The sequence below is a fragment of the Marinobacter sp. genome, from assembly GCF_048259445.1.
Lineage (GTDB): Bacteria > Pseudomonadota > Gammaproteobacteria > Pseudomonadales > Oleiphilaceae > Marinobacter.
Genome location: NZ_JBLXHQ010000013.1, coordinates 60,365 through 84,906, shown reverse-complemented (window position 1 = coordinate 84,906; position 24,542 = coordinate 60,365). Strand labels below are relative to the sequence as shown.

General features: G+C 54.3%; 16 protein-coding genes. 5 read left to right on the top strand and 11 right to left on the bottom strand.

Annotated elements, in window-relative coordinates; translation table 11 throughout:
• Nucleotides 1-29: 29 nt before the first annotated feature.
• From gltB to ACN0RL_RS11005, 9 genes are all read right to left on the bottom strand, one after another.
• A complete protein-coding gene (gltB, locus tag ACN0RL_RS11045) occupies nt 30-4,478 on the bottom strand; it encodes a glutamate synthase large subunit (protein ID WP_417516670.1) in 4,449 nt (1,482 codons plus the stop codon).
• Nucleotides 4,479-4,701: 223 nt separating this feature from the next.
• The gene (locus ACN0RL_RS11040; protein WP_417516668.1) at nt 4,702-6,120 is read right to left on the bottom strand and encodes an AAA family ATPase; all 1,419 of its coding nucleotides are present in this window, start codon (nt 6,118-6,120) and stop codon (nt 4,702-4,704) included.
• Nucleotides 6,121-6,155: 35 nt separating this feature from the next.
• Entirely contained in the window at nt 6,156-7,253 is a 1,098-nt protein-coding gene (gene aroB, locus ACN0RL_RS11035; protein ID WP_417516666.1) for a 3-dehydroquinate synthase, read from the bottom strand.
• Nucleotides 7,246-7,812, bottom strand: coding sequence for a shikimate kinase AroK (gene aroK, locus ACN0RL_RS11030; protein ID WP_417516664.1), 567 nt, complete (start codon nt 7,810-7,812; stop codon nt 7,246-7,248). The genes aroB and aroK overlap by 8 nt, the downstream gene beginning before the upstream one ends.
• Before the next feature lie 133 nt (nt 7,813-7,945).
• Entirely contained in the window at nt 7,946-10,009 is a 2,064-nt protein-coding gene (gene pilQ, locus ACN0RL_RS11025) for a type IV pilus secretin PilQ (RefSeq protein WP_417516662.1), read from the bottom strand.
• Between the two features lie 65 nt (nt 10,010-10,074).
• Nucleotides 10,075-10,623: a pilus assembly protein PilP gene (locus ACN0RL_RS11020; protein ID WP_417516660.1), complete on the bottom strand. Its 549-nt coding sequence runs from the start codon at nt 10,621-10,623 to the stop codon at nt 10,075-10,077.
• Nucleotides 10,624-10,625: 2 nt separating this feature from the next.
• Nucleotides 10,626-11,237: a type 4a pilus biogenesis protein PilO gene (locus tag ACN0RL_RS11015; RefSeq protein WP_417516658.1), complete on the bottom strand. Its 612-nt coding sequence runs from the start codon at nt 11,235-11,237 to the stop codon at nt 10,626-10,628.
• Entirely contained in the window at nt 11,237-11,800 is a 564-nt protein-coding gene (locus ACN0RL_RS11010; protein ID WP_417516656.1) for a PilN domain-containing protein, read from the bottom strand. Before ACN0RL_RS11010 ends, ACN0RL_RS11015 begins: the two co-directional genes overlap by 1 nt.
• The gene (locus tag ACN0RL_RS11005) at nt 11,800-12,864 is read right to left on the bottom strand and encodes a pilus assembly protein PilM (protein WP_417516654.1); all 1,065 of its coding nucleotides are present in this window, start codon (nt 12,862-12,864) and stop codon (nt 11,800-11,802) included. Before ACN0RL_RS11005 ends, ACN0RL_RS11010 begins: the two co-directional genes overlap by 1 nt.
• Nucleotides 12,865-13,059: 195 nt before the next feature.
• On the opposite strand from ACN0RL_RS11005, the gene ACN0RL_RS11000 reads away from it, so the two are divergent.
• Nucleotides 13,060-15,576 (top strand): penicillin-binding protein 1A, encoded by a 2,517-nt coding sequence (locus ACN0RL_RS11000; RefSeq protein WP_417516652.1) that lies wholly within the window; start codon nt 13,060-13,062, stop codon nt 15,574-15,576.
• Between the two features lie 90 nt (nt 15,577-15,666).
• Here ACN0RL_RS11000 and ACN0RL_RS10995 read toward each other — a convergent pair whose 3' ends face one another.
• Nucleotides 15,667-16,932, bottom strand: coding sequence for a malic enzyme-like NAD(P)-binding protein (locus ACN0RL_RS10995; protein ID WP_417516650.1), 1,266 nt, complete (start codon nt 16,930-16,932; stop codon nt 15,667-15,669).
• Nucleotides 16,933-17,162: 230 nt separating this feature from the next.
• On the bottom strand, nt 17,163-17,384 hold the full coding sequence (rpmE, locus tag ACN0RL_RS10990) for a 50S ribosomal protein L31 (RefSeq protein ID WP_096784074.1): 222 nt from the start codon (nt 17,382-17,384) through the stop codon (nt 17,163-17,165).
• A gap of 263 nt (nt 17,385-17,647) precedes the next feature.
• Here rpmE and ACN0RL_RS10985 point away from each other — a divergent pair, with 263 nt between their 5' ends.
• The 4 genes from ACN0RL_RS10985 (at nt 17,648) to ACN0RL_RS10970 (ending at nt 24,373) form a co-directional block, all read left to right on the top strand.
• Complete coding sequence (locus ACN0RL_RS10985) at nt 17,648-19,822, top strand: primosomal protein N' (RefSeq protein WP_417516647.1); 2,175 nt, start codon at nt 17,648-17,650, stop codon at nt 19,820-19,822.
• A gap of 203 nt (nt 19,823-20,025) precedes the next feature.
• Nucleotides 20,026-21,903, top strand: coding sequence for an Ig-like domain-containing protein (locus ACN0RL_RS10980; protein WP_417516645.1), 1,878 nt, complete (start codon nt 20,026-20,028; stop codon nt 21,901-21,903).
• Nucleotides 21,904-22,045: 142 nt separating this feature from the next.
• Entirely contained in the window at nt 22,046-23,731 is a 1,686-nt protein-coding gene (gene argS / locus ACN0RL_RS10975; RefSeq protein ID WP_417516643.1) for an arginine--tRNA ligase, read from the top strand.
• A 9-nt stretch (nt 23,732-23,740) separates the two neighbouring features.
• Nucleotides 23,741-24,373 carry an SPOR domain-containing protein gene (locus ACN0RL_RS10970; protein ID WP_417516641.1) on the top strand — a complete coding sequence of 211 codons (633 nt, stop codon included), beginning with the start codon at nt 23,741-23,743 and terminating at the stop codon, nt 24,371-24,373.
• Nucleotides 24,374-24,542: the final 169 nt, after the last annotated feature.

Here is a 24,542-nt window from a genome sequence, read left to right as displayed (position 1 = left end):
CGCAAGTAACCAGCCTCAACACCCTGAGCTTATTCAGGGCGCGCACGAGTACTTGCCAACAGGCTGCGCAAATTCGCAGCTTTGGGTTTCACCAGCCAGAAACGGCCGATGTAATCGTCGAAATCTTCAAGAATATGCTCAGCCCAGGCACTACCGGTTTCCGAGATGTGCTCACGAATCACGCTGCGCAGATGGTTGCGGTAAGCTTCCATTTCTTCGCGGGAAATACGCTGAATTTCCACCAGCTCGTGGTTGTATTTGTCTACGAACGTATTGTCCATATCCAGTACATAAGCGAACCCGCCGGTCATGCCGGCACCAAAGTTCGGCCCGGTAGACCCCAGTACGGTAACCAGCCCGCCTGTCATGTACTCACAGCAGTGATCGCCGGCACCTTCAACAACCGAATGGGCACCTGAGTTGCGCACAGCAAAGCGTTCGCCGGCCGTGCCTGCCGCAAAGAGCTTGCCTCCTGTGGCTCCATAAAGGCAGGTGTTTCCAATAATGGCTGTTTCCTGCGTGTTAAACGTACTACTGCGGGGCGGCTTGACGACGAGCTTGCCGCCGGTCATACCTTTGCCGACATAATCATTGGCATCGCCTTCGAGAATCAGGTTCAGCCCGCCTACGTTCCAGACACCAAAACTCTGTCCGGCAGTACCCACAAGATCCAGCGTGATCGGTGCATCAGCCATGCCCTGGTTTCCGTGCTTTGCAGCAATTTCGCCAGAAAGACGGGCACCGATTGAGCGATCACAGTTGGTTACCCGGTAGTTCCAGGCACCTCCGGTTTTTCCTTCGATCGCAGGCGCAATTGCCCTTAGCATTTCTTCAGCGAGCAGGCCCTGATCGAAGGGTACATTGCGCTCAACCTGACAAGTTTGTGGCTTGTCTGCCGGAATATGATCGTTAGACAACAGCCGTGTCAGATCCAGCTTTTTCTGGCGCTCAGTGTCGCCCGGCAGGCGAACGAGAAGATCAACACGCCCGACAAGCTCTTCCAGACTGCGAACCCCCAACCTGGCCATCCATTCTCGTGTCTCTTCCGCCACAAAGCGGAAGAAGTTCATGGCCATTTCCACAGTGCCTTTGAAGTGCTCTTCACGGAGGTGTTCGTTCTGGGTTGCGACACCGGTTGCGCAGTTGTTCAGGTGGCAGATGCGGAGGTACTTGCAGCCCAACGCTACCATGGGCGTGGTGCCGAAACCGAAACTCTCGGCCCCCAAAATGGCTGCCTTCACTACATCCAGGCCAGTTTTAATGCCGCCATCGGTTTGAAGACGGATTTTTCCACGCAAATCATTGGCGCGCAGCGCCTGCTGCGTCTCGGTCAAACCGAGTTCCCAGGGCGATCCCGCGTAGCGAATCGAGGCAAGCGGGCTGGCCGCCGTGCCGCCATCATAGCCAGAGACGGTAATCAGATCGGCGTAAGCCTTTGCCACGCCTGCGGCAATCGTTCCCACACCCGGCTCAGAAACCAGTTTCACCGAAACCAGCGCTTGCGGGTTGACCTGTTTAAGGTCGAAGATTAGCTGCGCCAGATCTTCAATCGAGTAGATATCATGGTGCGGCGGCGGCGAAATGAGGGTGACTCCCGGCACTGAATAGCGCAGGCGTGCGATCAGCTCATTGACCTTGCCCCCGGGCAATTGACCACCCTCGCCAGGCTTGGCGCCTTGAGCAACCTTGATCTGCATGACATCGGCACTGCGCAAGTACTCCGCAGTCACACCAAAACGACCTGAGGCAACCTGCTTGATTTTGGATCGCTTTTCGGTGCCATGACGGGCCGGATCTTCGCCACCTTCACCGGAGTTGGAACGGCCACCAAGGGTATTCATCGCTACCGCCAGCGCCTCATGGGCCTCCGGCGACAAAGCACCCAGGGACATGGCCGCAGAATCGAATCGGGTGAAGATCTGCTCGACTGGCTCAACCTCGGAAATCCCGACGGCCTCTATACCTTCACGAAATCCCAGCAAATCCCTGAGCGTGGCTATCGGGCGTTCGTTAACCAGCGCCGCATACTCCTTGTAATGGCCGTAGTCGCCGGTAGTCACCGCTTCCTGCAGTTTGCCAACGACATCCGGATTAAACGCATGGTATTCCTGACCATGGATGTATTTCAGCAAGCCACCCGGGGTAATCGGCTTACGCGGCTTCCAGGCGGTAGACGCAAGTTGTTCCTGATCCTGCTGAAAATCGAAAAATCCGGCGCCCTGAATACGGCAGGGCACGCCCTTGAAGCAAAGATTCGCAACATCGTCCGCAAGGCCAATCGCCTCAAAAAGCTGCGCCCCACGATAGGAAGCAATGGTTGATATTCCCATCTTGGACAGAATCTTCAACAGACCCTTGTTAATACCTTTACGGTAATTATTCTTCGCTTCAATGGGATCGACCAGCAGTTCGCCGGTGCGAATCAGGTCGTTGAGCACCTGATAAGCCAGATATGGATAGACTGCCGTAGCGCCAAAGCCGAACAGTACAGCAAAATGGTGGGGATCTCTGGCCCAGCCGGTCTCCACAATGATGTTAGAGTCACAGCGCAAAGCATTAGCCACCAGATGGTGGTGAACCGCCCCGGTTGCCATCAGGGAGCTTACCGGCAGCTCGCCCTGCTTCAATTCCTTGTCTGAAAGAATCAGCAGCACTTTACCTTTGCGAACGGCCTGCTCGGCTTCATTGCAAATCCGTCGGATAGCCTGCTCAAGCCCCTCCTCAGGAAGGTAACTCATGGAAATCCGGGCGACCGTGAAGCCCGGGCGATCATTATTGGCAATCCGCAGGTATTTTGCCGGCGACAGAACCGGCGTTGTAAGAATAATCCTGTTGGCGTGCTCTGCGGTTTCCTCGAATACGTTTCGCTCCGCTCCCAGGCAGGTTTCCAGCGACATCACAATCGCTTCCCGCAGAGGATCAATCGGCGGATTGGTTACCTGGGCAAATTTCTGTCGAAAATAGTCCGCTACATGCCGGACCTTGCTGGACAGCACAGCCATGGGCGTGTCATCCCCCATTGAGCCAACCGCTTCCTGGGCATTTTCAGCCAGAGGGCGCAAAACCTGATCTCGCTCCTCGTAGGACACCATGAACATCTTCTGGTGTACCAACAGCTCATCCGCATCCATCAATCGGAAGTCAGGCGTATCCTGATTCAGAGTTGTTTCCACTCGCAATGCATTTTCACGCAGCCAGCGCTTGTAGGGCTTTGCTGTCTTGAGCCGCTGATCGATATCCCGCGTGTGCAACACCTCTCCGGTTTCGGTATCAATGGCCAGCATCTGTCCGGGGCCTACACGACCTTTGGCCACTACGTCTTCTGGCTGATAACCGTATGTTCCAATCTCCGAAGCCAGGGTGATGAAGTCATCCTTGGTAACCACCCAACGGGCCGGCCGCAGGCCATTTCGGTCCAGCATGCAGACCGCGTAACGGCCATCCGACATAACCAGCCCGGCAGGACCGTCCCAGGGCTCCATGTGCATGGAGTTATATTCGTAGAAAGCCCGGAGCTCGGAATCCATGGTGTCGACATTCTGCCAGGCCGGCGGAATCATCATGCGAGCAGCGCGGAACAGATCCACGCCGCCTGCCAACAGAATTTCCAGCATGTTGTCCATGCTCGAAGAATCCGAGCCCGCCAGGTTCACGAGTGGCTGCATGGTTTTCAGATCGGGCAGGTCCGGAGAGCTGAATTTGGCCGCCCGGGCAATAGCCCAGTTTCGGTTACCGTCAATGGTGTTGATTTCGCCATTATGCGCCAGATAGCGGAACGGCTGAGCCAAAGGCCAGCGAGGCATGGTGTTGGTGGAAAAGCGCTGATGGAACACGCAAATAGCTGTGGCGAAATCAGGATCGCCCAGGTCTTTATAGAAGTTCGCCAGATCCGCCGGCATCATCAGGCCTTTGTAGGCAAGCGTGCGATGGGAGAGGCTGCAAATATAGAACTCGGAGTCATCCGCCATATCCCGCTCGGCATGGCGGCGGCCGACAAACAAGCTGATGGCAAATTCCTGTTCCGACTTGGCCGCAGGCGATACAAACACCTGCTCGATTCGAGGCATGCAATCCAGAGCCATTGGCCCCAGACATCTGTTGTCAACCGGCACTTCGCGCCAGCCCATTACCTCGAGCCCCTGGTCAACCAGTCGTTTTTCCAGAGAGGCACGACCTCTGGCCGCTTTGGCCGAATCCGGGTTAAGAAAGACCTGACCGACCGCAAACAACTCACCGGGCTCTTTGCCGAACGCCGTTTTTGCCGCTTTTTTCAGGAACGTGACAGGGCTTTGAATCAGCAGACCGCAACCATCCCCGGTTTTTCCGTCTGCTGCAATACCACCCCGGTGAGTCATGCAGGTGAGCGACTCGATAGCCGTCTGTAAAAGCTTATGGCTGGCATCGCCTTTCATGTGAGCGATCAGTCCAAAGCCGCAATTGTCCTTGAATTCGTCGGGATGATACAAACCTGACTTCATAAGCGCTCTCTTGCATATAAATGCTTCTTAATCAGCGACTTATGCACCAAAACAGTGCAAAAAACCAGCCGACATTAAAAAAATGGGCTGATCATTCTACACACGTACAAACACTTACTCAAACAGGTTTGACAATATTTTCAGGGCAGAATACCCGCAACCTCGAGCTTTTCAGCTTAAGAAAGAAGACGTTAAAAGGGAGTGCTTCGCGCCTGGAGATCCGTCACAAACCGTCAGTTGAACGCACCCAGGGCGAACGGGAAACCAGTGAATCAGGAAGTAAGGAGGCTGCTTTTCGGGCCTCTTCCTTGGACGCATAGTTTCCGTAAAACACCATGAACCAAGGCTCCTTGTTACGCTCCCCCAACGTATAAACCATTTCATCAAGGCCCGGGTAACGTGAAATAACGTTCAACGCAGTCTGCTCGAGATTCCCGGCGACCAACTGAATTGTCCAACCTTTACTGCGGCTGCGCAGCTGATCAATATCGACGAATCTGTCGACACTTTTTGGAATGAAATCAGGCTCAGGCTCAGGCTCAGGCTCAGGCTCAGGCTCAGGCTCAGGCTCAGGCTCAGGCTCAGGCTCAGGCTCAGAAACAGGGTCCGGCAAGACTGCTGGCTCTGTCAATGGCGGGAGAAGCTCATCCGCTCCTTCCTCTTCCAGCGCCTCTTCAGAGTTTTGGGGGCCGATGGTAATGCTCTTGCGGATCCTGTCAGGTTCCGGAGCGATTTCCTGCTCAAGAGCCACTGTATCGTCATATTGCTGGGATACGAACCACCAGGAGCCACCGAGTATCAGAAGTGCCAAGGCAGGCAGGCGTAGCTGTTTGAAGTCGAAACCCGGAGAGTGCTTCTGCTTCGAGGCATCGGAAACAATATCCATCCAGATACCAGGCGTTACTCTTTTAAGTCGCGAGAAACTGCCTTGGCTGAGGTCATGTATTCGCGCCAAACGGGCCGGACTCAGGAGTTCGTTTACCTTGCCGCCCGCTTTGTGGACACGCGGCTCAAGGTAGGAAAACACTTCCTCCCTGGTAAGCGGGCGCAAATGAATCTGGTGAATGGAGACTGATGAGTCCTCAAGACCCAGAAGCGTCACAAGTCGGTCGTCACCGGCGAAGACCGGAACCGCTGCCTTGGCCCGATCAGCCGCCAGAAAACCATCAAGGATCAGCCTGAGCAGATCAGGCGCCGCACGATCAGCGTCGTCGATGAGCAACACCATGCGCTGCCCCTTGCCAACTCTACTCTCTGACCACCGAAAAAAACGATAAACGGCCTCCCGCGGATTGTCATCCGCACTCGCACCTGAGCGGGCAACCTGTTTGAGATCTCTTGCCAGCGCATTCGAACTTGTCATGGCGGCGGCAGACAGACGATGAAACCCCAACCGAGAGGATTCGCTGCGCACCAATTCAGCCAGCAACCGGCTCTTACCCGAGCCCGGCGCGCCAGTGAGCAGCAGCGCCATATCACCAAACCCACAAAGGTGCCGAAGCGCTTCCAGCGCATGGTGGCGCATGCCATCTGGAAAAAACGGAGTCTCCATTTCCATCGGGTTATCTCTCAAACCGTATCGCTGCTGCAATCGGGGGAATAACCCGCCACCATCAAGACTGCTGAAACTGTCGTCAGTCACAAAAGATCCCTGCTATTCACTGTTCCATCCTCCGCTCAGTTTTCATTCCGACAGAACGCCTTCAGCGTTGCAGCGAGATTTCCCGGAGATGCATCAGACGTAACCACTGCATCCCCAACTGATCGGAGTAATACCAACCTCAAGTGTCCGTCGACATTCTTCTTGTCAACGGCCATCAGGTGCATGAAATCCGCCGGCGTCATATCCGCCGGCGGCAAAGCAGGCAGGCCGGCTCTGCTAACAAGCTGCAGGATGCGGTCATAATCGGCCTGACTGATAGAGCCTTCCCGCACCGACAGATCGGCGGCCATGATCATACCCGCTCCTACTGCCTCTCCATGCAACCAGTTACCGTATCCGGCAAAGGTTTCTATGGCATGCCCGAATGTATGGCCAAGGTTCAGCGTGGCTCTGAGCCCGCTTTCGCGCTCATCCTGGGCAATAACATCCGCTTTGCAGGCGCATGACCGGAAGATGGCTTCCGCAAGAACTCTGTTATCGCAAGCTACCAGCTGATTAATCTCAATCTCCAACCACTCGAGAAAGTCCGTATCCCGAATCAGGCCGTACTTGATAACCTCTGCAAGCCCTGCAGAGACTTCTCTCCGCGGCAGCGATTGGAGAGTATCTGTATCAATAAGGACGGCTTCCGGCTGATGAAAAGCTCCGACCATATTTTTTCCAAGCGGATGATTGATGCCTGTTTTTCCACCCACCGAGGAGTCAACCTGAGACAAAAGAGTCGTCGGTATCTGAATGAACGGTACGCCACGCTGGTAAGATGCAGCAGCAAACCCCGTCATATCGCCAACAACGCCGCCGCCCAGCGCCACAAGAGTGGTTTTACGCGTGTGCCGCTTTTCCAGCAAGGCATCAAAAATCAGATTCAGTGTTTGCCAGTCTTTGTGCTTTTCACCATCAGGCAGCACAACGGTATCCACGCTCTTGCCGGGAAAGCAGGCTCTGGCCTGCTCAAGATACAAAGGACCGACGACATCGTTGGTCACAATCATTACCTGAGAGCCACCAACGTAACTGGAAAGATCGTACGCGCCCAACATGCCTTCGCCGATCATGATGGGGTAACTGCGCTCTCCCAGACTGACATGAAGTTCGTGAAGCAGGTTATACATGGTTGCGGCCTTCCTTTCGCACCTGTCTTTGTTGTCGCGGTGTTTTGGGGTTAATACGATTAACGAGCTGGCGCACTACTAACCGGGGGCTCTTGCGATCTGTGTGCATAATGATGTCAGCAAGTTCGGTGTATAACGGATCCCTGACTGCAAACAACCTGCGTAAAACACCTTCGGGGTCATCGTTCTGCAGCAATGGCCGATTGCGATCCTTACGAGTGCGCTCTACCTGTTGCTCTATCGAGGTTCTCAAATAAACGACCACCGCATTTTTTTTCAGCACCGGATGGTTTTCTATACGCATGACAGCACCTCCGCCGGTTGCCAGAACCGTCCCGGGCTCAGCAGACAACTCCTCCAGCATGGCGGTTTCGCGCTGCCTGAATCCTTCCTCACCTTCAACATCGAATATCCAGGGAATATTTGCCCCGCAACGTTCCTCAATGATTCGATCAGAATCGAGGAATCGATACCCCAGCTCCCGGGCGAGCATCCGGCCAATCGTACTTTTACCAGCGCCCATGGGGCCAACCAGGACTACGCGTTTGGGCAAAGACATAACTTCCGCTCAATAGGGTTCAGGCGGGTGAGAATATCACAGGGCTGAAGATTGCATAAGCTTCAGCGCCGCCGGATCTGCAGACACAAAAAAGCCGCCGGTATATCGCGGCGGCTTTTTTCACCCGTTCGGGTTATCGGATCATGTCGTTCCTTATGATCTTGGGTGTGATAAAAATCAGGAGCTCGCTGCGCTCATCGACCTTCTCTGTGCGCTTAAACAGGCGTCCAAGATAGGGAATGTCTCCCAAGAATGGAGTCTTGGTAGTTTGCGTGGCGACTTCTGACTGGAAAACACCGCCCAGCACAACCGTCTCACCATTACCTACTAGCACCTGGGTTGTAACCGAATTGGTATTGATAGATGGAATGCCAGCGGTTACCTCCCCACGGGAGTCCTGATTAACAACAAGATCCATAATGATTTTATCGTCCGGTGTGATCTGCGGGGTCACCTCCAGAGACAGCACGGCTTCCTTAAATGAAACGGAAGTTGCGCCGCTAGAAGAAGCTTCCTGATATGGAATCTCTTCACCCGACTTGATGGACGCTGTCTGCCGGTCTGCCGTTATAACACGCGGTTGAGATACGACTTCCGCCTGACCATCGGTTTCAAGTGCTGACAATTCGAGATCTACCAGGAAGTCGTCACTGCCCCAACCCAAGGCAAAAGATGAAGCACCTTCACCAGTTACACCAAGATTCACCGCAAGCGCACCAGGGAACGTAATGCCACCCGAGCCACCACCAGCGGCATCGCGAGCCTCTTCCACGGCGCCTTGAGAGCCACCGAACGAAAACACGTTATTCCCGCTTACGTCGTACCCTGCACCACCCCAGCGTACACCGAGGTTTTCCGCCACATTTGTCTGCGCGCGCACAATCCGGGCTTCAATGGATACCTGACGAACAGGTACATCCCAAGTGGAGACAAGGCGACGAATTTCTTCCAGTTTGTCAGTCGACTCACGAACACTGATCGTATTGGTTCGCACGTCAGAAGACACGAAACCGCGATCCGATATCAGCTCTTCATCCGCCTTGATCAATTCAACAATATCCGCTGCCTTGGCATAATTGACCTGCACGATATCCAGTCGAACCGGTGCAAGCTCAGCAATCTGTTTAGTCGTTTCGAGCTCAAGCTTCTCTCGGGCAGCAATTTCATCGGCAGGTGCAACAAGCAGCACATTACCGATCTGACGCTTGTCCAGACCTTTGGTTTTCAATATCAGATCCAGAGCCTGATCCCAGGGCACGTTCTGCAGACGCAAAGTGATGCTGCCGCCGACCGTGTCACTTGCCACAAGATTCAAGCCGGTGAAGTCAGCTATCAGCTGCAGAACCGAGCGAACCTCAATGTCCTGGAAGTTCAGAGAGAGCTTTTCGCCAGTGTATGGGAACTTTTCTTCCCGGCGGGATTCAGCCTCTTCTTCACTCAGCTTTTCAACACTGACGGTAAACTGGCTGCCCGACTGATAGGCGATATAGTCATAGTTGCCTTCCGGACGAATCTCGATCACCGCGTTGCCATCTTCAACGAAAGTATCAATGCGACTGACCGGCGTTGCGAAGTCAGTTACATCGAGACGGCGACGCAGATCTGCGGGCACAGCGATACCATCCAGGGTAAGGCGAATTTTTCCACCAAGCTCAGACAGGTCGACTTGAGTGCCCGAACTGCCAAGATCGACAATTACGCGACCCTCGCCATCCGTGCCGCGACGGAAATCAACGCCGGCAAGCGTGTTCGGGGATGCTGCAGGCTTCGCAGAAGCAGAGCTTCCCGATGTATTGGCTGCAACCGCACCGCCGCTTGATTCCCCGCCGATGGTCATCACCAGAGAATTGTTATTGCGGACAGTCTCGTAAGGCGCCAGCTCAACCAGGTTAAATATCAGGCGGGTACGATCCTTGGTTTCTACTACGGTCATGCTTTGTGCGTTGCCAGACCCCAGAGGAATACTACGGCTGCTAAGGCCGCTGGTAGTGTCGCGCAGATCAACCGCGATGCGCGCGGGCCGCTCAATGGTATAGCCGGATGGCTCAGGTGGCTGACCATCAAACTTGAGTGTCACTTCCAGGCGTTCTCCCGGTAACGACGAAAACGACACATCTTCCAGCGTGACCGCACTGGCCAGGCCGGATAACAACCCAAAAGCAATCACGCTGACGTATAGATTGAGTTTTCTGAACATCGCTAGCCTCGACCCCGAACTTTTTTGTATATGCATTTTTCTTTCAATTTTCATCCAGCCGCTCCTTACCCTGCGTCTTCTTCCAGGGTCAGAGAGCGAGGACGCTCTACCCAACCACCCCGGCCATTAGGAACGATTTCGATAAGTTCGATCCGGGTTTCACTTACGCCAATAATCCGGCCGTAATTCTGCCCCATGAAGTTTCCGGTACGAACGCGGTGAATACCACCCGCATTGTCCTGAATCAATGCATAGAGACTGCCCGAAACACCCTGGAGCGTACCGACCATACCGAGATCTTTAAGATCGAAATTCTCAAGTACTTCGTTCGGCCGGTCCAGATCTGGCTCAATATCACTGACCGGCTTTTCATCAATCATGGTCAATTGAACGTCTATTGGCGGCTCGAATGGCGCGCGCCGATCCGCCGAAGAATAGCTGAATGCCTCGTAAGCGCTGAATTCCGGCAATGGCTCGACATGACCCCGAGGCTTGGCTCGAGTGTCTGCCATAAACTTGTCCAGATCGGAAAATCCGCTTCCCTGGGAGCAGGCCGTCAGGAGTGACACCAGACAAACACCCAGCCAGGCTTTTCCCGCATGCTTTGCTGCCATGCTCATTCTCCAGCCCGGTAGCGGTAGGTACGGGCAACAACTTGCATATCAAGTCGGTCTCCGTCTCCGCCAGTTGGTTTAATGGTTAGATCGTGCAACGTTACAATCCTCGGAAGGCTCGCAACGCTGCTCACAAAAGTAGCAAGCTCGTGATATGAGCCTGAAACGCGGATATTAATCGGCAATTCAGAATAGAAATCACGTTTTTGCTCAGCCTGAAGCTTTACTTCCTGGAGCGCCAGGCCACTACCCAGGGCCGTATTGGTAATATCTTCCAGAAGCCCCGGCACTTCCGTTTCGCTTGGAAGCTGTCGCACAAGCGCGCCAAAGGTTTCTTCCATCTCGACCATCTGCGCTTTAAAAACCTCCAGGTTAGCGACCTGATAGGCTTTCTCTTCGTACTTTTTGCGCAAATCCTGCTCTGTTTTCTCCACCCGATCGAGCTGCACGTACTGATCCTTGATAAAGAACCAGTAACCGCCACCCATAATCAGGCCGAAAACGATCAGGACAACGATGGCCTTGATGGGGGCCGGCCAGATACCTGCATTGTTTATATCAAGGTCGTTGATATCAAATTCATTGAGGCTTTTCAGCGAGTCCGCGAGGCTCATTACTTATCCTCCCCTTCGGGCTCAGGTGTTTTTTGTTTAACAGTCATAGTGAACTGACTGTATCCCGCTCGCCGGCTGTCTGCCGATGATACATTGGAGAGGTTCGGACTGGTGAACCAGTCGGATTCCTCAAACTGCCGCATGAGTGTTGAGACACGACTATTTGATTCTGCCATACCTACAATACTCACCTGGTCGCCTGACCGTTTCATATCTGTATAAAACAGACCATCTGGCAAAGTGCGAACCAACTCATCAAAGGCCCGGACGATGACAGGACGTTTGCCCTGCAGATCCTGAATAACCTTCATACGGGCCAAAAGCTCATCACGCTTGCGCTTGAGGCTTTCTATTTCCCGGATCTGTTCGTCCAGTTTTTTTGCGGCAGATTCGATGTAAGCATTACGGGATTGCTGATATGAAATACTGCTGTCGAGATCGGTATTCCAGAGGAACGTAAGGCCTCCCGCAATGATAGCTGCACCCACAACCATCACGACAAACTGCTTTTGTTTCTCTGCCCGGAGCTCTTCGCGCCAGGGCCTGAGGTTAATTCTTGCCATCAGTCGAAGCTCCTCATTGCCAGCCCGCAGGCAATCATCAGCGAGGGCGCATCGTTGCTGAGCGCAGATGCGTTAACCCGTGAACCGACCGCCATTTCTGCAAAGGGATTCGCGACCAACGTCGGCGTTCCTGTTTTCTCTTCCACCATTTCTGTCAGCCCCTGAATCGAAGCGGTACCGCCGGCGAGCACTACATAATCCACCGCATTGTACTGGCTGGCTCCGAAGAAGAACTGAAGCGCACGTGCAACCTGCTGAACAACAGCTTCGCGGAACGGTGTAAGCACTTCGGACTCATAATCATCCGGCAGACCACCCTGCTTTTTAGCGAGACCTGCCTCTTCAACAGACAGACCATACCGGCGCTGGATCTCCTCGGTAAGCTGCTTGCCCCCGAATATCTGCTCCCGGGTGTAAACAGTTTTGCCTTCCGCCAGAACGCTCAATGTGGTCATAGTGGCGCCAACGTCAACAATGGCGACCACAAGATCTTCCCCCTGGGAGTCCAGCTGGGACTCAATCAGAGCGTAAGCACGCTCCAGAGCATAGGCCTCAACATCCACGATTTTCGTATTCAGCGACGCGATTTCCAGCGCGTCTTCACGGATATCCACGTTCTCTTTACGGCATGCCGCAAGGAGCACATCTACCTGATCCGGGTTGGTTTCCGAGGGGCCCTGCACTTCAAAATCTATCGCAACTTCGTCGAGCGGATACGGAATATACTGATCAGCCTCTAGGGCAATCTGATCTTCCATTTCAAACTCGTTGAGGCCGCCATCCATCTGGATGACCTTGGTAATAACTGCAGAACCGGAGACTGCCACCGCTACCTGCTTGACACTGGTACGGGACTTGGAAGCCACTCGCTTGAGAACTTCACCAACGGCTTCTACATCCGTGATGTTTTTTTCGACGACAGCGTTGGCCGGCAACGGCTCAACGGCGTAGCTCTCGACCTTGTAACGGTCGCCCTGTTTCGACAGCTCGAGGAGCTTGACAGAGCTTGAGCTCACATCCACGCCCAATACTGCACTGGATTTCTTTCCGAACAATCCGAACACGCGCTCACCCTATACCTGGCTAGAAGCACCCGGTTACATGTGTTATGTGTTTTTTATTTAAGAGAATTTCTTCATTATTCCGTTTACAATGATCGCTCTTACTCAGCTGAGCATAATTGCGACGGTGAAGCGACTCATCCTTCCTAAAGCAATTTCTCAAATGATAGACCTATATCCAACAGTTGTCAGAAAAAAATGTCTCATTTGTTGCGTACTTCTCGCCTTTTTGCATGGTTATTTCTCACCGGACTGAGTGTCGCCGTTATCGTAGGCTCAGGCTTCTATCTTTACCTCCGCCCGGGCCTTCCCCCTGTTGAGCAACTCCTGGACATAAAACTCCAGACGCCGCTGCGGGTGTATAGCAAAGACAACAGATTAATAGCAGAATTCGGCGAAAAGAGAAGGGCACCGATCACAATAGAACAGATCCCAACAATTCAGTTACAAGCCTTTATGGCGGCAGAAGACGCCCGATTTTACGAACACTTTGGGGTCGACATCAAAGGCCTGGCGCGGGCTGCAATCGAACTGATCTCCACCGGCTCGATCCAATCCGGCGGCAGTACCATCACAATGCAGGTTGCAAAAAATTACTTTTTGTCACGTGATCGTACCTTTATCCGCAAGTTCAACGAGATACTCCTGGCAGTTCAGATAGAGCGTGAACTGGACAAAAACCGGATTCTGGAACTGTACCTGAATAAGATTTATCTGGGTAACCGAGCCTATGGTATAGCTGCTGCTGCGCGCGTTTATTACAACAAACCGGTCAACGAACTCTCTCTTGCTCAAATGGCCATGCTGGCCGGCCTGCCAAAAGCACCTTCAGCCTACAACCCCCTGGCCAACCCCCAACGCGCAATGCAGCGCAGAGACTGGATTCTGGGCCGGATGAAAGAGCTCGGCTTTATCAGTGCAGATGCTTACGAGCTCGCCATCACGGCCCCTCTCACAGCTACTTACAATGCTACCGAGACCGAAGTAGATGCTGACTACGTAGCCGAAATGGCCCGAGCCGAGATGGTCAGGCGCTTTGGTGAAGAGGCCTACACTGATGGATACACTGTAACGCTGACCGTTGACAGCAAAGACCAGCAAATGGCTACGGACGCCCTCAGGAGCGGCCTTGAAGCCTATGACCGCCGACATGGGTTCAGGGGCGCGATAGGCCAACTCGACGCCGAAACGCTGGCGGATGAAGACCTTTCAAACGTCATGCTGAACTATCCGAGGATCGAATCCCTGATGCCTGCCGTTATAACGGCGGTCAGCGATGACAAAAACGAGACCCTCGCCCACGTCCGCAGGTTCGGCCCTGCCGTTATGCCGTTCGAATCGATGCAGTGGGCTATGCGCTACAAAACAGAAAACCTGACCGGACCCAAGCCGGAAAAGCCTTCGGATGTTTTGAGCGTTGGTGATGTTGTTTATGTTCGAGTAGACGAGCTACCGCAAGCCCCAACAACGCCTGAAAACGGCGAGCCTGAAGAAGAGATTGCAGCGTCCGGAACTGGCCAGCCTGTGAAGGTTTCGCTGATGCAGGTGCCGAAAGCTGAAGGAGCGCTGATCTCCCTTGAGGCAAAAACGGGTGCGATTGAAGCACTCGCCGGCGGGTACAGCTTCGGGCAAAGCAAATATAATCGTGCCATGCAAGCGAGGCGTCAACCGGGCTCGACCTTCAAGCCGTTCTTGTACCTGGCAGCCCTGGAAAGTGGCGTCACACCCGCAACCATCTACAACGACGCCCCGATTGTGTTTGACGACTCGGAGCTGGAAACCGCCTGGCGCCCGCAAAACTCGTCTGGACAGTTTTATGGCCCGACCACACTGCGCGAAGCGCTCTATCGCTCACGAAACCTGGTTTCCATCCGACTACTCAGGGATATCGGCATCCCCCAGACGCTCGACTATCTCAAACAGCTGAAGGTTCCGGTTGAGAACATGCCCAAAGACCTTTCCCTCTCGCTGGGCAGCGGCCAGCTCTCCCCCATGGAGCTGGCCCGCGGCCTCGCTGTCATAGCCAATGGCGGTTATGACGTGGAGCCTTTTCTGATTCAGAGCATTACAGATGTTAACGGCAAGACAATTTATAAAGCTCCGGACGTCGTCCTTTGTGACCAGGACTGCGACACGATTGACATTGAACCCGCAAACATCGCCGATGAAACCGATAATTCGCCAGCCACCACAGCAGAAGCCGCCCCCGACACGCGCGTAATGCGACGACTGGCAGATGAGCGCTCCGTCTATATCCTGCACTCAATGCTCCGGGATGTTGTCAAACGCGGAACCGGGCGCCGTGCGCTGGCACTGGGGCGGGACGATATAGCCGGCAAAACAGGCACAACCAACGAGCAGAGGGATACCTGGTTTGCAGGTTTCAATCACGACCTTGCCACTACCGTATGGGTAGGCTTTGATCAGCCAGCCCCACTCGGACGCAGAGAGTTTGGCGCAAGCACCGCCCTGCCTATCTGGGTCGACTATATGAAAGTAGCGCTGGATGGAACGCCCTCGGCCTTTATGCCCAGACCGAACGGTATCGTTAACATTCGCATAGACTCCGAAACGGGTAAGCGCGCAAGACCCGGCGAAGAGGGTGTTTTCGAGATATTTAAAGAAGAAGATGCGCCCGCACCGCTGGCAGCAGATGATTTGGGCCCGGACGGCACACGCGGAAACGGGGATGACCTCTCGCGCCAGATTTTCTGATCTTGACACCAGGGCGTAACACAAATTTATAACCATAAAAAAACCGGCGGGATCACCGCCGGTTTTTTCGTAAGCTCACAACGTCATCGGTCAGATGATGTCGTCCATGCTCTTCAGCGGATAGTGTGCAGGATACTCTTTACGAGCAACGCCTGAATCCACTGCTGCGCGCGCTACGGCTGCCGGAACGACTTCCAGAAGGCGAACATCCATAGGCTTGGGAATGATGTACTCTTTACCAAACTCAAAGCTTTCAGCCCCGTAAGCTTCGCAGATTTCCTGCGGAACCGGCTCTTTGGCAAGTTTGCGAATAGCATCTACCGCAGCCACTTTCATTTCCTCGTTGATGCAGGTTGCACGCACGTCAAGAGCACCACGGAAGATGAACGGGAAGCCCAGAACATTGTTCACCTGATTCGGGTAGTCCGAACGACCGGTAGCCATGATCAGGTCATCTCGAACCGAGCGGGCCAAGGCAGGATCTATTTCCGGATCAGGGTTGGAGCAGGCAAACACAACCGGGTTAGGCGCCATCTTCTTGAGCTGATCAGCACTCAACAGGTCTGGACCAGATAGACCAAGGAAAACATCAGCGCCTTCCATTGCATCGTCAAGGGTGCGCTTGTCGGTATCGTTGGCGAACATGGCCTTATACTGGTTGAGATCATCACGACCTGAGTGGATCACACCCTTACGGTCAAGCATGAAGATGTTTTCAGAGCGGATACCGCAGCTGATCAACAACTTCATGCAAGCGATTGCAGCAGCACCGGCGCCCAGGCAAACCACTTTCGCATCTTCAATTTTTTTGTCCTGCAGCTCCAGCGCATTGATCATGCCGGCCGCTGTAACAATCGCCGTGCCGTGCTGGTCATCGTGGAAGATGGGCACATTGCACCGCTCGATCAGCGCGCGCTCGATCTCGAAACACTCCGGCGCCTTGATATCTTCAAGGTTAATACCGCCAAAGGTGTCAGCAATACGCTCAACGGTTTCAATGAACGCCTGCGGGCTTTCGGAGTTGACCTCGATATCGAATACGTCAATTCCGGCAAAGCGCTTGAACAGTACGCCTTTGCCTTCCATTACCGGCTTGCTTGCCAGCGGGCCCAGGTTACCAAGACCAAGAATCGCAGTACCGTCGGAGATAACCGCCACAAGGTTGCCTTTGGCCGTGTACTTGTAGGCGTTCTCCGGGTCCTTCGCGATTTCGCGGACCGGTTCGGCGACTCCGGGGCTGTATGCCAGAGCCAGGTCGCGAGCGGTCGCAGTCGGCTTGGTGATTTCAACACTAAGCTTTCCAGGCCGCGGCTTGGCGTGATATTCAAGGGCTGCTTCTTTCAGATCTTGAGACATTGCCACTGTTCCGTTTGTCACGTTTAAAGGTAATAGGCCTCCAGACAGCAGGAGCCTAACTGAAGGAGCGCGCCATTATGGCTCGACCGCCCCAAAACGACAAGGGCGCGCCGAGCAAAATCTGACCAGTCAATACGGCCAATTGCTTATAATCAAAAACAACACCGATATTTTTTTACCTGCCACAAAAAAAGCGCCCTGGGGCGCTTTTTCGAGAATCAGCAACTGTATCAGTCTTTCTTACCCGCGATACGACCACCAAAACGCTTCTGGAAGCGGTCAATACGGCCGCCAGTGTCCATAACTTTCTGCTTGCCAGTGTAGAACGGGTGGCACTGTGAGCAAACGTCAAGCTGCAGATCATGACCAATAGTAGAACGGGTCTTGATCACGTTACCGCAGGAGCAGGTTGCGGTAATCTCTTCGTACTTGGGGTGAATACCTTCTTTCATGGCGAACCTCTGTGGGTCATGCCGCTACCTGATCACGGGGCAATCATTATAGCCCTGGTGCCAGGCACCGCATGTTTGAATCAATGGAGAAGACGGGGCACAATCATGCCCTGCCGCAAACAGACCGCGAATCTTACTTGCAAATATCCTGACAGGCAAGTCTTGCGCGCGCCCAGACCCTGCGCTTTCCAGCTGTCCGGCCGCGCCAAGGAGCTAACAGGATAAGCAGATACCGTAACGCCCAAACTACAAGGAAGCACTTGGTGCCATCCACCGTTCGCATCGCTCTGAATCGGCCGCTCAGAAGGCTCTTTGACTATCTTGTACCCGAAGGGCTCACCCTGGAACCCGGCCAACGCGTAAAGATTCCTTTCGGGCGCCAGCAGGCGATCGGTCTGGTCGTGGAAACTGACATCGAGCCGCCGGCAGGAATCACTCTCAAGCCCGTTCACAATGCAGTGGAAGACTGGCCCGCCCTGCCAGACGAAACCTTTCAGCTTCTGAGCTGGGCCAGCGACTACTATCAGCATCCGCTGGGAGAATGTCTGTTTACCGCCCTGCCCCCTGCATTACGCCGGGGCCGTCCAGCTGCAGGAAAAACCGAGGACTGGTGGCAGGCCTGCGCCAGTGGCGCTGCGTTGCCGGCAAACGCCCATAAACAGAAAACCCTGCTTGACTGGATCGCACAGCATAAACAGGGTGCAAAGGGCAGCGACATTATCAAAGCCGGGTTCACCCGTCCGCAGCTAAAGACATTGAGAGACAAAGAACTGATCCAGGCGATAGCACCTGCGAACGAAAGCTCTCAAAGCCATAAATATAATGAAACCATTGCTGCTCCTGAACTGTCTACAGCACAGCTCGAAGCAGCCTCTCAGCTCCCACTGCCAGCCGGCGGATTCAGCGCCTCTCTTCTATATGGAATCACGGGAAGCGGTAAAACTGAAATCTACCTGCATTATCTCAAACAGAATCTTTCGGCCCAGGACCAGGCATTGGTGCTGGTTCCGGAGATAAACCTTACGCCACAGACAGTTGCCCGCTTCCAGCGCTATTTCGGCGAACGCATTCTGGTATGGCACTCGGCCCTCAATGACAGCGAACGCCTGAATGCCTGGCTGAAAATCCGCAATGGCGAGCCAGTTATCCTCATTGGCACGCGCTCGGCCGTACTTCTTCCGTTTACAGCCCTGAAAACACTGATCGTGGACGAAGAGCACGACAGCTCATACAAACAGGGCGAGGGCTTTCGCTACTCCGGCCGGGACGTAGCGGTCTATCGGGCCCATCTGAATCGCTGCCCGATTATTCTGGGCTCGGCCACGCCTTCGCTGGAGTCCTATCACAATGCTCTGACTGGAAAATATCAGCTTTTACGGTTGGAAGAGCGGGCAGGCAAAGCGAAGCCTCCGACAATCAGCCTGCTGGACATCCGGAGCAGGCCACTTGAAGGAGGGCTTTCGCGGCCAGCCCTCAACTCGATTCGACAGACTCTGGACAACGGCAACCAGGCATTGGTGTTCGTGAATCGTCGGGGATTTGCGCCGGTCATGATGTGTTTTGATTGTGGCCATATGGTTGAGTGCCCGCGTTGCGACACACGCCTTACCTACCATCGCCGCGACCGGGCGATGCGTTGCCACCACTGTGATTACCAGGCCCCGGCGACTGAAACCTGCCCCAAATGTAAAAGTGAAGCATTCAAGCCTGTTGGCCAGGGAACAGAGCAGACTGAAGACATACTCGCCGCTAACTTTCCGGATACGCCCGTAGTTCGTGTTGACCGCGACAGCACCCAGCGCAAAGGCAGTATTCAGAGCATCCTGAAACAGGTCAACAGCGGAAAACCCTGTATCCTCGTTGGAACACAGATGCTGGCCAAGGGCCATGACTTCCCGAACGTGACCCTGGTGGTTGTGATCAATGCCGACGGGGGGCTTTTCAGCGTCGATTTCAGGGCTCCGGAACAATTGATCCAGACACTGCTGCAGGTGAGCGGGCGCGCGGGGCGCGGAGAGGCATCCGGCAAGGTGGTTGTGCAAACCTGTCACAGTGACCACCCTCTCCTTAAATCACTTTGCCATGGCCGCTACCTGGATATGGCAGACCAGCTTCTGGAGGAACGCGAGGCCGGCCAGCTCCCGCCTTTTCGCGCCATGGCAATCTTTCGGGCCGAAGCAGAGATAATGCAACACAGCCTGCAAATACTGGACAGTATAAAACCACTAGCAAGCGCACCTGGCATAGAAATCTGGGGCCCGTTACCAGCGCTGATCGCGCGACGCGCCGACAGGCATCGGGCGCAATTGGTCCTGAATACAGATAACCGGAAACGACTCAATATGCTGCTAAGCAATATTTGCCAGGCACTTGAGGGGCAAAAACTCCCCAAAGGAGCCAAATGGATGATTGATGTTGACCCTCAAGAGACCGGCTGACGCCCCTCTTTTACTGACCGTCAGGATGTTACAAAGAATTTCAAAAATGAATACTAATCAGCATTGTAAGTACGAAACCTATGCTATGCTTTTCCGCAAACTAAGCGCCAAACTTTAAAAATATTCAAACTTGCGTTCTTCCTGCGGGAGCGAACGCGCGGCCTGTGAAGATCTGTGCTGTAAACGGAAACTGGAGAAAAATAATGTCAGGGAAAATCCTTGCGCGTGCTTCGGCAATCTCATTGACTCTCATACTTGCTGCCTGTGGCGGGGATAGTGACTCGACCCCTTTAGCTGGATCTGGAGGCAGCAGTGACGGCGGAACTACAACAACGCCTTCTGATACCGCGGAAGTTGGCACTATCGAACTGGTGGCCAGTCCTGTTCGACTGGACACCTCTGCAAATGCTCAATCCGCTATTACGGCGCGAGTCAAAGACGCTAACGGCGTTCTGCTGGAAGGCGTATCCGTGGTTTTCAGCGCCACCAACGGCGGCACTCTCCAGGTTACGCAGAATGAAACAGACCAGGCAGGCACCTCATCTGCAATCCTTACAACGAATGGTGATCCCCGAAACCGCTCAGTAACAGTTACAGCCCAAAGCGGGTCTGTCTCGGATGCTGTCAATGTAGATATTTCGGGCACTTCGCTGGCCATTTCGGGCTCTTCCTCCATCGCTTTGGGTAGCAGCGCCTCTCTGAGAGTCACCCTTGCAGACGCAGACGGCACAGGCATACCAAACGAGCCAGTGAATCTGTCAACGAGCCTGGGTACCCTCTCAGCGTCAACAGTAACCACCAGCTCCAACGGTTTCGTCGACGTCGTACTCAATAGCGGAGCTACTGGCGGCAACGCAACCGTGACTGCCTCGGCTTACAGCGGGTCAAGTACGATATCAGCAAGTCGCAATATTGTGATTGCAGGTGACAGCTTTGGCTTTACCGACCCAGCAGTCAACGCTGAGGTTGACCTGGGCACCCAACAAGCAGTGGCTATTGAGTGGTTGGTGAACGGAGCCCCAGTAGCCGACGGCACGCAAATCCAATACACGGCGACAAGAGGCTCACTGACGCCTGCCAGCGGCCTAGTCACAACAACTGGCGGCCAAGCAAGCATTGACATAACTTCTAACAATGCTGGCATAACCACAGTAACCGCCTCCGATCCGAATTCAGGACTTTCGGCGGACCTTTCGTTTGAGTTTGTGGCAACAGTACCTGATGAAATAAACCTGCAGGCATCTAAAACCCAACTCGACCTAGGCGAGTCCTCGGAAATTATTGCCATCATTCGAGATGCCAACAACAATCTGGTCAAGAATCAGGAAGTTTCGTTCAGTATTCTTGAAGACGGCAGCGGAGGCAGCCTTGCGAGCAGCAGAGATGTGACAGACTCACAAGGACGAGCTTCAACTGTTTATAATGCTGGCTCGAATACAAGCGGTCGTGACGGTGTTGAAATAAGTGCAATTGTTGGTGGGACGATTTCTGACACGGTAACCCTCACCGTTGCACGCCAAGCTCTGCGCTTGGCTATCGGCACCGGCAATGAAATTGAAGAGCCGGACACTGTCAGATATCGCAAGGACTATCTTGCTATCGTCACAGACGCAAACGGCGCGCCAGTCGAGAACGCGAATATTGAACTCAGTGTGCTGCCCACAGGGTACATCAAAGGCAGGTACGCAGTATCCACCGATGACACTTGGGTTATAAGCCCTTTGAATCCTTTGTTCTGTAATGCAGAGGATGTAAACCGCAACGGTCAATTGGACGCTGGTGAAGACGTCAATGGAAGCATGTCACTTGAGCCAACGAACTCTGCAACTACAAGTTCGTCATCAGTAACCTCAGCCGCTGACGGATCAGCCGACTTCGCTCTGCTTTACCCGCAAAGCCATTGCAATTGGGTTCGAGTGAAGCTGACTGCGACAGTCCGTGTGGGTGGTTCCGAGAGCGTAGAGACCTCTGAATTTTATCTATCCTGTGCTGCGTCTGACTTGAACAACACTGATATCTCCCCACCGGGAGGCACCGAAGGCCTATACGGTGTTGAGCAAGACTGCACTAACGAAAATTAACCAAAAAGCCCCGTAGCAATACGGGGCTTTTCTTGTTCGCCGTTTGAGTACACAACTCGTTTCCGTGATAATACCCCCCTTCTGTTTCCATAGGGCGCTCCGCCCCTATCCAACTTTCCAGTAAACCGAGTCGCCTCACAGCATGAAAGAGACCGTTTCCGACCTGCTCCAGTCCGCGCTGGCCGCCCTTCAAACCGAAGGTACACTGCCTGCCGACCAGACATACACGCCGCAAGTGGGTAACACCAAGGATAAATCCCATGGTGATTACGCCTGTAACATCGCGCTGATTGCCGCCAAAACGGCCGGCTGTGCGCCTCGCAAACTGGCTGAGATGTTGATAGAGAAGCTGCCTGAAAGCAGCGCCGTGCAGAAAGTGGAAATCGCTGGCCCGGGCTTTATTAACTTTTTCATGAGCACCGCCAGTGCATTCGAGATCGTTAACACGGTACTGACTGAGGCGGGCCAATTCGGTCGCAACAATGGCGGCAAGGGCGAAAAAGTTCAGGTGGAATTTGTCTCTGCCAACCCGACCGGCCCGCTGCATGTGGGCCATGGCCGGGGCGCGGCAATTGGCGATTGCCTTTGCCGGTTGCTGGAAGCCAACGGCTATGACGTTACCCGCGAGTTTTACTACAACGATGCCGGTGCGCAGATCAACAACCTGGCACTCTCAGTGCAAGCTCGCGTCAAGGGGCTGACACCTGAGGACGACAGTTGGCCGGAAGACGGCTACCGCGGTGATTACATTACCGATGTTGCCGCAGCGTATCTAGCCGGTGACACCGTCACCGCCGATGATCGCGAAGTGACCGCCAGCGCAGATCCGGAAGATCGCAAAGCCATTCAGGAGTTTGCCGTCGCGTACCTGCGCCGGGAGCAAGACCTGGACCTGAAGGCGTTTGGTGTTGAGTTTGATGTGTACTTCCTGGAGTCATCCCTCTACCAGGACGGCAAGGTAGAAGCCACCGTCAAGCGCCTGCAAGACAATGGCTATACCTATGAAGACGGCGGAGCTCTGTGGCTGAAAACCACAGAATTCGGCGACGATAAAGACCGGGTGATGCGTAAGAAAGACGGCGGCTACACCTATTTTCTGCCAGACGTCGCGTACCACCTGGATAAATGGCAACGCGGATACACCACCGTGATTAACGAACAGGGTGCCGACCATCACTCCACAGTGACCCGGGTTCGCGCAGGATTACAGGCCCTGAAAGCGGGCATCCCTAAGGGATGGCCAGATTACGTGCTACACCAGATGGTCATGGTCACCCGCTCCGGCCAGGAAGTAAAAATATCCAAGCGCGCCGGTAGCTACGTCACCATTCGCGATCTGATTGATGAAGTAGGCCGGGACGCCACCCGTTTCTTCCTTGCGGCACGGCGAGTCGACTCCCAGTTGACCTTTGATATCGACCTTGCCCGCTCCCAGACCAATGAAAACCCGGTGTACTACATTCAGTATGCCCATGCGCGCATCTGCAGTGTGTTGCGAAAACTGGCCAGTGAAGGCGTTGAGCGGGGATTCAACGAATGCGTAGGCGATCTTTCTGTACTCACTCTGGATGAAGAGAAAGAGCTGGCGAATCAACTGGCAAAGTATCCGGAGCTGCTTGCCAACTCCGCAGCCCAGCGCGAACCACACCACCTCACGCACTATCTGAGGGATCTGGCAGGACAGTTCCACACCTATTACAACGCCCATAAAGTGCTGATTGAAGACACAGCATTACGTGATGCCCGCTTGAGCCTCTACCTCGCCGTGCGCCAGGTAATCGCTAACGGGCTCGACCTGCTGAGTGTCAGCGCCCCGGAAGAGATGTAAGTAAGAACAATGCCCCGAGACTACGCTCGCAAAAACCGATCAGGCTCGCCTTCAACTACTGCAAAGAAAAAGCCTGCCGGGCCTGCGCGCGGCCATAAAAAACGCACGAAGCCGGCAGCACCGGCTCGCTCCCAGCACGGAGGGCTATCCTTGAAGTGGATTTTGTCACTGGCTACGGTCGGCGGTTTTATCGGGTTTATTGTCTATCTGAATACCGTACCACCCAGCGAGGGGCCGCAACAGCAGTCTGTGATCGAAAAGCCGGTGCAGCAACCGTCGGGGAAAACCACCAAGCAGGTCGAGAAAAAGCCGGGCTTCCGGTTTTACGAAATGCTTCCCGAATCGGAAGTTATACCTCCGAAAGTCGATGCATACACCCCGGGCCCGGCCAAACAGGATTTCGACTACCTGGTGCAGTCCGGCTCGTTCCGCAGCAAGGAAGACGCCGAGCGCCAGCGCGCGCAGATTGCCTTCCAGGGACTCCGGGCCGTGGTGCAACGTATAGAGCTGGATAGCGGCTCGGTCTGGTACCGGGTGAACGTTGGTCCATTCACGTCCCGCAGCCAGATGAGCTCGGCGATCGACAAGCTGGTGTCGATTAACATTCAGCCGCTTATCCGGAAGATCCCTAAACAGGGTTAACCGTTTCCGCAGGCTACTGGAGGCTATGGGGCAGAGCTTTCCAAAACCGTGCGGAGCCATGGATGGCGGAGCCGAGCGTACAGGGAAGTATTCACAGCGTGTTTTGGAAAGCTCTGCCCCATAGCCTCCTCCTCCCAGCCACTTGAATTATCCCTGGCTGCCTCCATAA

What these genes read in the sequence shown, in the direction of transcription:
- ACN0RL_RS10995 (WP_417516650.1), bottom strand. Translation starts at nt 16,932, where the DNA reads ATGTCTCAAGATCTGAAAGAAGCAGCCCTTGAATATCACGCCAAGCCG.
- argS (WP_417516643.1), top strand. Translation starts at nt 22,046, where the DNA reads ATGAAAGAGACCGTTTCCGACCTGCTCCAGTCCGCGCTGGCCGCCCTT.
- gltB (WP_417516670.1), bottom strand. Translation starts at nt 4,478, where the DNA reads ATGAAGTCAGGTTTGTATCATCCCGACGAATTCAAGGACAATTGCGGC.
- rpmE (WP_096784074.1), bottom strand. Translation starts at nt 17,384, where the DNA reads ATGAAAGAAGGTATTCACCCCAAGTACGAAGAGATTACCGCAACCTGC.
- ACN0RL_RS11000 (WP_417516652.1), top strand. Translation starts at nt 13,060, where the DNA reads ATGTCTCATTTGTTGCGTACTTCTCGCCTTTTTGCATGGTTATTTCTC.
- ACN0RL_RS11015 (WP_417516658.1), bottom strand. Translation starts at nt 11,237, where the DNA reads ATGAGCCTCGCGGACTCGCTGAAAAGCCTCAATGAATTTGATATCAAC.
- ACN0RL_RS11010 (WP_417516656.1), bottom strand. Translation starts at nt 11,800, where the DNA reads ATGGCAAGAATTAACCTCAGGCCCTGGCGCGAAGAGCTCCGGGCAGAG.
- aroB (WP_417516666.1), bottom strand. Translation starts at nt 7,253, where the DNA reads ATGTATAACCTGCTTCACGAACTTCATGTCAGTCTGGGAGAGCGCAGT.
- ACN0RL_RS10970 (WP_417516641.1), top strand. Translation starts at nt 23,741, where the DNA reads ATGCCCCGAGACTACGCTCGCAAAAACCGATCAGGCTCGCCTTCAACT.
- pilQ (WP_417516662.1), bottom strand. Translation starts at nt 10,009, where the DNA reads ATGTTCAGAAAACTCAATCTATACGTCAGCGTGATTGCTTTTGGGTTG.
- ACN0RL_RS10980 (WP_417516645.1), top strand. Translation starts at nt 20,026, where the DNA reads ATGTCAGGGAAAATCCTTGCGCGTGCTTCGGCAATCTCATTGACTCTC.
- aroK (WP_417516664.1), bottom strand. Translation starts at nt 7,812, where the DNA reads ATGTCTTTGCCCAAACGCGTAGTCCTGGTTGGCCCCATGGGCGCTGGT.
- ACN0RL_RS11020 (WP_417516660.1), bottom strand. Translation starts at nt 10,623, where the DNA reads ATGGCAGCAAAGCATGCGGGAAAAGCCTGGCTGGGTGTTTGTCTGGTG.